The organism is Pedobacter sp. 10L46_2 (genome assembly GCF_056395165.1).
In genome coordinates, this window is record NZ_JBFTIZ010000332.1 from 1 (window position 1) to 10459 (window position 10459).

General features: G+C 37.6%; 11 protein-coding genes and 2 pseudogenes. 4 read left to right on the forward strand and 9 right to left on the reverse strand.

All coding sequences use genetic code 11. The annotated features are described in order from the left end of the window. On the forward strand, window positions 1–840 hold an 840-nt coding region (locus tag AC1DDX_RS24035; RefSeq protein ID WP_477622722.1), incomplete at its 5' end, for a BamA/TamA family outer membrane protein. A 63-nt stretch (window positions 841–903) separates the two neighbouring features. Here the strand turns inward: AC1DDX_RS24035 and AC1DDX_RS24040 are convergent. Further along, complete coding sequence (locus AC1DDX_RS24040) at window positions 904–1254, reverse strand: GIY-YIG nuclease family protein (protein ID WP_172663294.1); 351 nt, start codon at window positions 1252–1254, stop codon at window positions 904–906. A gap of 135 nt (window positions 1255–1389) precedes the next feature. Between AC1DDX_RS24040 and AC1DDX_RS24045 the strand changes: the two genes are divergently transcribed. The 3 genes from AC1DDX_RS24045 to bioD are packed head-to-tail and all read left to right on the forward strand — an operon-like array spanning window position 1390 to window position 3928. Continuing rightward, complete coding sequence (locus AC1DDX_RS24045) at window positions 1390–2166, forward strand: XRE family transcriptional regulator (protein WP_172663295.1); 777 nt, start codon at window positions 1390–1392, stop codon at window positions 2164–2166. A gap of 21 nt (window positions 2167–2187) precedes the next feature. Then, window positions 2188–3324: an aminotransferase class I/II-fold pyridoxal phosphate-dependent enzyme gene (locus AC1DDX_RS24050; protein ID WP_337714878.1), complete on the forward strand. Its 1137-nt coding sequence runs from the start codon at window positions 2188–2190 to the stop codon at window positions 3322–3324. Further along, window positions 3317–3928 carry a dethiobiotin synthase gene (bioD, locus tag AC1DDX_RS24055; RefSeq protein ID WP_288883741.1) on the forward strand — a complete coding sequence of 204 codons (612 nt, stop codon included), beginning with the start codon at window positions 3317–3319 and terminating at the stop codon, window positions 3926–3928. The genes AC1DDX_RS24050 and bioD overlap by 8 nt, the downstream gene beginning before the upstream one ends. A 59-nt stretch (window positions 3929–3987) precedes the next feature. Here the strand turns inward: bioD and rplT are convergent, their stop codons facing one another. From rplT to AC1DDX_RS24095, 8 genes and pseudogenes are all read right to left on the reverse strand, one after another. Then, window positions 3988–4332: a 50S ribosomal protein L20 gene (rplT, locus tag AC1DDX_RS24060; RefSeq protein ID WP_048905003.1), complete on the reverse strand. Its 345-nt coding sequence runs from the start codon at window positions 4330–4332 to the stop codon at window positions 3988–3990. A gap of 74 nt (window positions 4333–4406) precedes the next feature. Then, window positions 4407–4607: a 50S ribosomal protein L35 gene (gene rpmI / locus AC1DDX_RS24065; RefSeq protein WP_048905002.1), complete on the reverse strand. Its 201-nt coding sequence runs from the start codon at window positions 4605–4607 to the stop codon at window positions 4407–4409. A 21-nt stretch (window positions 4608–4628) separates the two neighbouring features. Then, window positions 4629–5048: pseudogene (gene infC / locus AC1DDX_RS24070) on the reverse strand (translation initiation factor IF-3); the annotation flags it as partial. A 13-nt stretch (window positions 5049–5061) separates the two neighbouring features. Then, complete coding sequence (thrS, locus tag AC1DDX_RS24075; RefSeq protein WP_172663298.1) at window positions 5062–6987, reverse strand: threonine--tRNA ligase; 1926 nt, start codon at window positions 6985–6987, stop codon at window positions 5062–5064. Window positions 6988–7063: 76 nt separating this feature from the next. Beyond that, window positions 7064–7801: a (Fe-S)-binding protein gene (locus AC1DDX_RS24080; RefSeq protein ID WP_172663299.1), complete on the reverse strand. Its 738-nt coding sequence runs from the start codon at window positions 7799–7801 to the stop codon at window positions 7064–7066. Between the two features lie 113 nt (window positions 7802–7914). Further along, a pseudogene (locus AC1DDX_RS24085) lies at window positions 7915–9088 on the reverse strand (MFS transporter). A gap of 44 nt (window positions 9089–9132) precedes the next feature. Further along, on the reverse strand, window positions 9133–9843 hold the full coding sequence (locus tag AC1DDX_RS24090) for a head GIN domain-containing protein (protein ID WP_246269722.1): 711 nt from the start codon (window positions 9841–9843) through the stop codon (window positions 9133–9135). A gap of 4 nt (window positions 9844–9847) precedes the next feature. Further along, on the reverse strand, window positions 9848–10459 hold a 612-nt coding region (locus tag AC1DDX_RS24095), incomplete at its 5' end, for a RecQ family zinc-binding domain-containing protein (protein ID WP_477622723.1).

A 10459-nucleotide genomic window follows, 5' to 3' on the forward strand; every position in this document is an offset into this window, starting at 1 on the left:
GTACATAGGTTTGAACTTGGCGGCGCATTTTCTCGTTATAGTTACCGCATAGATCGTATAAGTAATTATTATGATGAAACAGGCTCATACTATCTTGGTTCTGAAAAGAAAAAAATACCAACAGATCAGGCTTCGCAGGAATTAGGTATACCATTTAATTCATTTACTATTTTCCAGGCTAATGCATCATTTGTTGGCGATAACTCTATTATGGGGGTAACCTCTCCTCTTGATGGATTTAGATATAGAGTTGGAGCCGAGCAATATTTTGGCGATTACAGTTTCTCGGCCATCACGGTTGATTTAAGGAAATATGTGCGTGTTAAACCTTTCACCTTTGCAGCCAGAACTTATAACTACATCAGGATTGGAAGAGATGGCGAAAACCTATACCCATTGTATGCAGGATATCCGTATTTAATAAGAGGTTACGAAGCGAACTCTATGTATAAGAGTAATGATTTAGGAGGGAACTTCGATATCAATCAGCTATCTGGAAGTAAGATAGCAGTAGTGAACTTTGAAGTCCGCCTACCATTTACAGGCCCTAAAAAGTTAGCTCAAATACCTTCTAAGTTTTTATTTACTGATTTAAACCTGTTCTTTGATGCAGGATTAGCATGGGATGAAGATTCAAAAGTATCTTTCAAAAGCCAGCCTAATGGTGTGTTATTGCCAAACGGCAAACCTGCTGAAAGAGTACCAGCACTAAGTGCCGGTGTTTCCGTTAGGGTGAATGTATTTGGTTACTTTGTATTGGAACCTTATTATGCTTTCCCGTTCCAACGTAAAGATGTTAAAGCCGGTGTTTTTGGTTTAACATTTGCTCCTGGTTGGTAAGACTGTTATTTAATGATCGTATAAAAAGGCTCGAATAGAATATCTATTCGAGCCTTTTTTGTTTTAAGAGTACATAGTAAATGGCAGGTTAACCTGATTGATCAGCTTCTTGCTGGAAATGATATGCTCAAAATCCAACCCTATCGTTAAATCTACCCAATCAGGATTACATGACCTCACAACCCGCTCCTTTTGCATCCTGGTGAATCTGCTCATTATTTTAAATCTGCTTAAAGCCTGTGCTTCTGTTTTAAATTCTTCAAAATACACCAATCTGGTAAGTTGTTGACTGCTATCAAAAAACAAGCAAGGCATTTGCTTGTAGAAATCCAGCGTCTTAATTAAATCAGAACTCATTCCAACGTGTAAACTAGTACGGTTTCTGTCTGTTACAATGTATACGAACTTTTTCATGGCCTTAAGCTTAAATTATTATTAACTAAATTAATTAGTACTCCTTTTGGATATTCAAATAAATAATACTAACTTTATTGGCACAATAATACTAACTATTTTAGTAAAAACAAATAAATTTTAAATTTTTATTTTATGTCAAATATTTCATCCAACCTTAAGTACTTAAGAAAGAAAAAAGGCCACACACAGCAGCAATTCGCTGATGCAATGGAAATTAAAAGATCATTGATTGGTGCTTACGAAGAGGACAGAGCGGAACCAAAATATGATTTACTAAAGAAAATAGCAGAATATTTTGAACTGACTATAGATGAATTTATCAATGAAAATATAAACGACAGCTGGAAACCCAAACCAAAAAGCCAGGGTTCGAACCTTAGGATACTAAGTATATCTGTCGACAAAGACGACAATGAGAACATCGAGATGGTTCCTGTTAAAGCTAGCGCCGGATATTTAAATGGCTTCGCAGATCCACAGTATATTAAAGACCTTCCCAAATTTCAATTGCCATTGCCCTTCCTAAAACAAGGAACGTTCAGAGCTTTCGAAATCGTTGGCGATTCTATGTTACCTATCCAATCGGGAAGCGTAATATTAGGGGAATATATGGATAACTGGAATGATGTAAAAACTGGCGAAACCTATGTTATTGTGAGCAAGAATGAAGGTGTGGTTTATAAAAGAGCCGGCAACCGCTTTAAAGAAAACAAAGAACTGAAGTTAATCTCAGACAATAAAGTATATGATCCTTATACCATAGCAGCGGAAGATATTCTTGAAATATGGAAAGCAAAAGCTTATATTTCATCTACCCTGCCCGACCCTACACCTGAACCTACTATTGAAACGCTAACAAATATGATGTCTCAAATGCAAAAATCTATATCACAGCTAAACAAAAACTAATACGCCCCAGAACAGCACTAAATGAATAAAGCTGAGCAATTCATAAACGAAAGGCTACTCAACAGAACAGAAAAAGGCTCATTAAGGAAATTATCTGCAAAGATTTTCCCYGTTGATTTTTGCTCTAATGATTATCTGGGCTTTGCAAGATCGCCTCAATTAAAAAATGCAATCAATGAGACTTTATTGCATATGCCACATTATGGTAATGGCGCTGCAGGTTCTCGTTTGCTAAGTGGCAATCATGCTTTTACTGAAGAGACTGAAGCTTTTATTGCTGACTTCCATAATGCAGAAAATGGTCTTGTCTTTAATTCTGGATACGATGCCAACGTAGGTCTTATTTCAAGCTTAGCACAGCGCGGCGATACCATTATATCTGATGAATTGATTCATGCCAGTCTTATAGATGGTGCCCGACTAACTCATGCCAACCGATATTCCTTTAAACATAACAATCTTAACGACCTTGAAGCCAAACTAAAAGTTGCAAAAGGAAATGTTTATGTGGTTGTAGAAAGTGTTTATTCTATGGACGGTGACGTTGCGCCACTTACTGAAATAAATAACCTGTGTGAAAGATATGAGGCAAACCTGATTGTTGATGAAGCGCATGCTTTGGGTATTTTTGGGAATTATGGACGGGGGTTAGTACAGCAGGCGGGCCTGGAAAATAAAGTATTTGCACGCATCGTTGCTTTTGGCAAAGCATTGGGCTGCCATGGGGCAATTGTATTAGGAAGCCGTGCATTACGCAACTACCTCATCAATTTTGCACGTTCCTTCATCTACTCTACAGCAGCTCCTATTCATGCTATTGCAGCTATAAGAAGTGCTTACCAAATGCTGACTGATACAGATTACCGCCCATTAATTGCAGAGAAAATAGCTTTGTATTCACGCTTAATTAGCAACTCGGGCATTCAGGATATTCAACCAAGCCCAAGTACAATACAAACTATTATATACAACAGCAACCAAAAAGCTAAATTTGCTGCCGAAACATTACAAAATAAAGGTATAGATGTTCGTGCTATCTTAAGCCCTACCGTTGCAGAAGGCAAAGAGCGGCTAAGGATATGCTTACATCTGTTTAATACCGATGAAGAGATTAAGATGCTTGTAGACCAACTCATATTATTAAAAGAACATGAATAATACATATTTTATTACCGGAATAGGAACCGGTATTGGTAAAACAATTGTAAGCTCAATATTAACAGAAAAACTACAGGCAGATTATTGGAAGCCCATTCAGTCAGGGGATCTGGAAATAAGCGATAGCTTATTTGTTGGAAACCTGATAAGCAATACCAAAACAGTTATACACCCTGAACGATACAGACTCGGCCAGCCACTTTCTCCCCACTTGTCGGCCAAAATAGATGGTGTTCACATTACCACTGATTCTATAAAAAAACCGATAACGGATAACAGTCTGATTATTGAAGGCGCGGGAGGTTTAATGGTACCATTGAACGATAAGGAACTTATATGCGACCTGATCAAATCACTTGATGCAAAGGTTATTGTAGTTTCTCAGAACTACCTTGGTAGCATTAACCATACCTTACTTACGCTAGAAGTCCTTAAAGCAAACCAGATCTCTGTAGAGGGGCTAATATTCAACGGCCCTGCAAATGCGGAGACAGAAAATTACATCCAGAACTATAGCGGGGTTAAGGTAATTGGAAAAGTTCCTTTTATGAGTCGAATCGACAAAGAACATATCATCACTGCCGGTCAGCACATTAACTTATAAAATATACGACATAAAAAAAGGGAGCTAATAGCTCCCTTATTTTATAACTTAAGTTATATCTATTTTACTGCATCAATTACAGCTTTAAAAGCTTCTGGATGGTTCATAGCTAAGTCAGCTAAAACTTTACGGTTTAAACCGATATTTTTAGTGGCTAATTTACCAATTAATTGAGAGTAAGATATACCGTGTTGACGTGCTCCAGCGTTGATACGTTGAATCCACAATCCACGAAATTCTCTTTTCTTAACTTTACGGTCACGGTATGCATATTGCAAACCTTTTTCTACCGTATTTTTAGCAATGGTGAAAACCTTGCTTCTTGATCCCCAATAGCCTTTGGCTAAATTTAGGACTTTTTTCCTTCTTCTTCTCGAAGCTACTGCGTTTACCGAACGTGGCATGTTTTTGTTGTTTTTGATAAACGGTGTTGCGTATTACAGCAAACTTACTACCGGTTACCTGGTTAAAAATTTAATTATTTACCGATTGCAAGCATACGTTTAACGTTGCCCATATCAGCATCAGACACCATTGATGTTTGACCTAAGTTACGCTTACGTTTAGTCGACATCTTTGTTAAGATGTGGCTTTTGTATGCGTTCTTTCTTGCGATTTTACCTGTTCCAGTAAGCGAAAAACGCTTTTTAGCACTGGAATTGGTTTTCATTTTTGGCATAACCTGTTTTTATTATATGTCTTTAAAGTGAACATAAGCTCTAACTTTCTCACCATTTTCAAGGAAACTAACAGCATGCTTTAGTTTAAATTGAAAATCATGATCGTTAGTGTTAGGTCCGAATCTAATCTCCTTAATAACAGTTTGTTTAGCGTTAGCTTTAATCTCTTTCTGCTTTTTCTTTTGCTCGTAAACAAACTTGCTGTAATCGATTATTCTACATACTGGAGGAACTGCATTCGGAGAAATCTCCACTAAATCCAATTCTAACTCATCGGCAAGGGCCAAAGCTTTTGCCAAAGGATAGATCCCCGGTTCAACATTATCTCCAGCTAATCTTACCTCTTGTGCCCTGATAAACTGATTAATATTATGTTCTGCTTCTTTTTTCTTAAAAGGAGGACGTGGTCCCCTATTAAATCCTGGTCTGCCTAATGCCAAATTTGTATCTTATTTAAACTGTTATTTCTTTAATTAATAATTCACTAAACTCTTGCAGGGTCATTTCACCTAAATCGCCTTCGCCATGTTTCCTTACAGAAACCTTTCCTTCAGCCATTTCCTTCTCACCAATAATCAACATATAAGGTATTTTTTTAACCTCTGCGTCTCTGATTTTCCTTCCAATCTTCTCATCACGAAAGTCAATCAGCCCGCGAATATCGGAATTATTTAGTTCATCTGAAACTTTTTTTGCATATTCTTCATACTTTTCTGAGATAGGAAGAATAATAAATTGTTCAGGAGAAAGCCATAATGGGAAATTACCAGCACAATGTTCAATCAAAACTGCGATAAAACGCTCAAGAGAACCAAATGGAGCCCTATGGATCATTACTGGTCTGTGTTTTTGATTATCGCTGCCAGTATATTCCAACTCAAAGCGCTCAGGTAAATTATAATCAACCTGAATAGTTCCAAGCTGCCATTTTCTACCCAATGCATCCTTAACCATGAAATCTAATTTCGGGCCATAAAATGCTGCTTCGCCGTATTCCACAACTGTTGGTAAACCTTTTTCTGCAGCAGCCTCAATAATTGCAGTTTCTGCCAGATGCCAGTTCTCATCGCTACCAATGTATTTTGCTCTGTTTTCAGGATCTCTTAAAGAAACCTGAGCGATATAATCATTGAAACCCAATGATTTAAATACGTATAGTACAAGATCAATTACCTTTTTAAATTCCTCTTTCACCTGGTCTGGGCGACAAAACAAATGTGCATCATCCTGAGTAAATCCACGAACCCTTGTTAAACCATGCAGTTCTCCACTTTGCTCATAGCGATATACAGTTCCAAACTCAGCAAAACGCAAAGGAAGATCTTTATACGAACGTGGTTTCACTTTATAAATCTCGCAATGGTGCGGGCAGTTCATCGGTTTAAGGAAAAACTCCTCTCCTTCCTGCGGTGTCTTTATTGGCTGAAATGCATCTTTACCGTATTTCTCATAGTGACCCGAAGTAATGTATAAATTCTTATGGCCAATATGTGGAGTTACAACCTGCTCATACCCTGCCTTACCTTGTGCTTTTGTTAAAAACTGCACCAAACGCTCGCGCAATGCTGCACCTTTTGGTAACCACAATGGCAATCCCATGCCTACTTTTTCAGAAAAAGCAAATAGTTCAAGCTCCTTACCTAACTTTCTGTGATCTCTTTTCTTAGCTTCTTCAATCATATGAAGATATTCAGTAAGTTCACTTGCTTTAGGGAAAGTAACACCATAAATACGTGTAAGCTGTTTTTTAGTTTCGTCACCACGCCAATAAGCGCCGGCAACATTCATCAACTTAACAGCTTTAATAAACCCTGTATTAGGAATATGTGGGCCACGACATAAATCGGTAAATTGTCCCTGAGTATAAAAAGTGATTTTACCATCTTCAAGGCCATCAATAAGATCTAACTTATATTCGTCTCCCTTTTCAGTAAAATACTTAACTGCATCAGCTTTTGAAACTGATTCTCTAACAAAAACCTCTTTCTGTTTTGCCAGTTCAATGATTTTTGCTTCGATAGCTTTAAAGTCATCAGAAGAAAACTCTCTGTCGCCAAAATCTACATCATAGTAAAATCCGGTTTCAATAGCTGGACCGATACCAAATTTTGTACCAGGGTACAATGCTTCCAATGCCTCGGCCATAATGTGGGCCGATGAATGCCAGAAAGTAGCTTTACCTGCTGTATCATTCCATGTTAGTAGTTTTAAAGAAGCATCAGACTCTATCGGTCTGGATGAATCCCAAACTTCTCCGTTAACTTCGGCGGCTAAAACATTGCGGGCTAAACCCTCAGAAATTGATAATGCAATTTGATGGGCAGTTGTGCCCTTTTCGTACTGACGGCTAGAGCCATCAGGCAGTGTAATGTTAATCATCTACAACTATGATTTAAAAATTAATAAAATTTGTGTTATAAATCACCTACAATGTGATTCTGAATTACAAAGTTAACTAATATTCCGTACTTTCTAACCATCCATTTGCCAATACATCGGCTAAATGCATCGTTTTAAGCGGAATATTATTTTTGTCGATGTAACCCTGTAAATGCATCAGGCATGATAAATCTGTAGAAATCACATATTCAGCACCTTGCTCCAAAGCATTATTCACCTTCTGCTCAGCCATTGCCGATGAAATGGCATCAAACTTAACTGCGAATGTACCACCAAAGCCACAACACATATCAGTATCCTTCATCTCTACCATTTCCAATCCGTGTACTTTAGACAAAAGTAGCCTTGGTTCTTCTTTGATTTTGCATTCGCGTAGTCCGCTACAAGAATCATGATAAACAGCCTTTCCATCCAGCTCTGCCCCAAAATAGTCTCTTTTAAGAACGTTTACCAGAAAATCTGAAAGCTCAAAGATATTGGATTGGATATTCCTACATTTGTTATGCACGGTAGTGTTGGTAAAAAGATCACTATAACCACTTTTAACCATACCTACACATGATGCGGATGGAGCTACTATATAATCTGTTTCCGAAAAATCACTAAGGAACTTAGTGCCCGTTTCCTTTGCCTGCTCCCAATAGCCCGCATTATAAGCAGGTTGACCGCAGCAGGTCTGATTAGAATTATAGAACACCTCACAACCAGCCTTCTCCAATAACTTTATGGTATTAAATGCCGTTTCCGGATATAACTGGTCTACGAAACAGGGTACAAATAATTCTACTTTCATTAATATTATATTCTCTACTATTTAAGTCAAAAGTGACCATTTTATTTAAGTTAAAACGAGCATTACCACGCATTTATTTTAAAGCTATAACGTCAAGCATTTACGTTAAGCATTTATAAAACAGATCTCTTTTCAACGCTTTTTAATACCACCAAAAACACCAAACCAATTATAAAAAATGATGCCAAAGCTATTATGGAGTTCCGCATATTCCCCGTTACTTCCTCAATGTAAGCAAAACTAAACAAACCAATTACAATGGCCATCTTTTCGGTTACATCATAAAAGCTAAAGAATGAGGCTGTATCAGGGGTATTGGATCCAAATGAGTACCACATAGATCAATACACGAACATTTCCAATTTTCTTTGCAAAATAAGACATCATCATGGCACCCAATATGGCCACCAACTGTATAATTAAAATGGTTACAATAAGTTTAGAAGTTCCCAGTTTTAGAGTCTTTTCTCCAAAACCCGCAGCGGCGAGCATAATGGTTTGTACACCCATTGAATAAAAGAAAAATGCCAATAAAAACATTTTAAGCACTTTCATATGGCGTAACTGGTTCCAAACTTTAGACAATTCCTGGAAACCACTTCTTACTACGCTCTTATTAATCGACGAATAATTTGGACTACCTGCAGGAAGCTTTTTAAACGGAATCTGTGCAAAAGCAATCCACCATATACCCACCAGCAAGAATGATAACCTTGGCGGAAATGATAAATCTGTAATGCCAAACAGTTCCGGTTTCAGTACAAAAACAAAGCAAATGATCTGAAGCAAAACACTACCTACATAACCATAAGCAAAACCTTTTGCACTTACCGCATCCTGCTGATCTACAGTAGCTATTTCTGGGAGGTATGAGTTATTAAACAACACCCCTCCTATGTATCCCATGGCAGCTATAGCAAAACAGATGATGCCCAGTTCCAGCGTATCGAGCTTAAAAAAGTACAATCCCATGCAGGCAATACCACCTATGTAGGTAAAGATTTTCATGAAAATCTTTTTGTTGCCCCTGTAATCTGCAATTGACGAAAGAATAGGCAACAGCAAAGCCATTATCAGATAGGCCACAGATAAGGCATAGTTAGACAAGGCCGTATTGGTAAAAGTTCTTCCAAAAAAGGAAACCTTATCACCATGTTCCTGAGTGGTAGTTATTATGGTATAATAAGCCGGAAAAATGGTAGAAGTAATAACTAGATTATATGCTGAATTAGCCCAGTCAAAGAACGCCCACGAGCGGATGACTTTTTTATCGTTTTTTTGTTCCATGTATTAAATGAGGTACTAAAGTAGCTAAAAAACAGTATTCAGTATTAATTTACTTTCTCCAATTTAGTAGCTCCTGATTTTTTCTCATCAACGTTTTTCGGGTTCCCTTTATAATACACCTCACTTGAGCCTGCCGTTTTAATTTTCAGATCGTTCAGCACATTTATGTTGGCCTTTCCGGTTCCATCGATATTTATATCGTAAATACCTGCTACAAAATCAAATGCATTAACAGTTGATGTTCCCTTAGCTGTTAAATTGTGTACACCGGTTTGCCCGGTCAGCGCAAGTTTACCAATCCCATCAATCCTGGTGGTTAATTTAGACGCACTCAGGTCCAGAGAAACATCAGATGTACCTTCGAGTTTCAAATCAACATCTGTTGCATAAATACGGCCATCGCCAACAACCTTAACAGCTCCTACTGTATTTAGCTTTTTCAATTCACCAATACCTGCATAAACAACTACAGAGTCTGTACCACAATATATTCCATCGTCCAGTTTCACCCTCAGTTCTCCACTGCTCACATCTGTTCTTACCATGTTAACAATACTAGAATCTGCATCAATTTTTATAGCATAAGAACTATCTTGTTTGATCACAAGTTTAATGGCCCCGGTAATTTTTATCTGATCAAAATTCTTTACAACAGCATCTTTAACAATGTGTTTACCCGAATCCTGTATACAATCAGAGGAACATCCTGCTAAAAGAACAGGAATAGCACAAACAATAGCGATAATCTTTCTCATAATATTAAAGGTAATAATTTTTCCCGTCCGTTTTAATTTTCCCGGCATCAAGCAATTCTCTTATCCGGTCTAGTATCTCATTTTCAGCACCAACTTTTATGGCATTTACAAGGTCGTCCAGTGCGTGGGCCTGACTCTGTAACAAAGTAACAATCTCAAAATCTATCTTATCAGATAACTGATCCAGATCTTCAGCTTTTTTCTCTGCAAGGCAGATGTCGCAAACTCCACATTTTTCAGAATCGGGTTCATCAAAATAAGTCAACAACTGAATGCTTCTACATTCTGCTTTTCCGGCATAAGCCAATACCGCATTTATCTGATCTGTCTGAATTTTCTTTCTTAGTTCAATATACTTTACATCAATGTCTATATGAAGCAGATCAACTCTGGCACGTATATATTGCAACTGAGGTTGGTCTGTTTGAGGCAAATACGACAAAATACCCTGATCCTGTAAATTGTTCAGCAGCCTGACTACATCATTAAATGACATCCTTACTTTCTTGGCAATATCTGATTCCTGAATCTTCACATATTGATCAAAGGCACCGCCATATGATCTTAGAATAGCCTTAATAAGTGGATCATAGCCTGCATTTTCTATCTGAAAGCG

Coding starts and splice junctions, on each gene's coding strand:
- thrS (WP_172663298.1), bottom strand. CDS start 6,987: ATGATTAACATTACACTGCCTGATGGCTCTAGCCGTCAGTACGAAAAG.
- AC1DDX_RS24080 (WP_172663299.1), bottom strand. CDS start 7,801: ATGAAAGTAGAATTATTTGTACCCTGTTTCGTAGACCAGTTATATCCG.
- AC1DDX_RS24040 (WP_172663294.1), bottom strand. CDS start 1,254: ATGAAAAAGTTCGTATACATTGTAACAGACAGAAACCGTACTAGTTTA.
- bioD (WP_288883741.1), top strand. CDS start 3,317: ATGAATAATACATATTTTATTACCGGAATAGGAACCGGTATTGGTAAA.
- rplT (WP_048905003.1), bottom strand. CDS start 4,332: ATGCCACGTTCGGTAAACGCAGTAGCTTCGAGAAGAAGAAGGAAAAAA.
- AC1DDX_RS24045 (WP_172663295.1), top strand. CDS start 1,390: ATGTCAAATATTTCATCCAACCTTAAGTACTTAAGAAAGAAAAAAGGC.
- rpmI (WP_048905002.1), bottom strand. CDS start 4,607: ATGCCAAAAATGAAAACCAATTCCAGTGCTAAAAAGCGTTTTTCGCTT.
- AC1DDX_RS24090 (WP_246269722.1), bottom strand. CDS start 9,843: ATGAGAAAGATTATCGCTATTGTTTGTGCTATTCCTGTTCTTTTAGCA.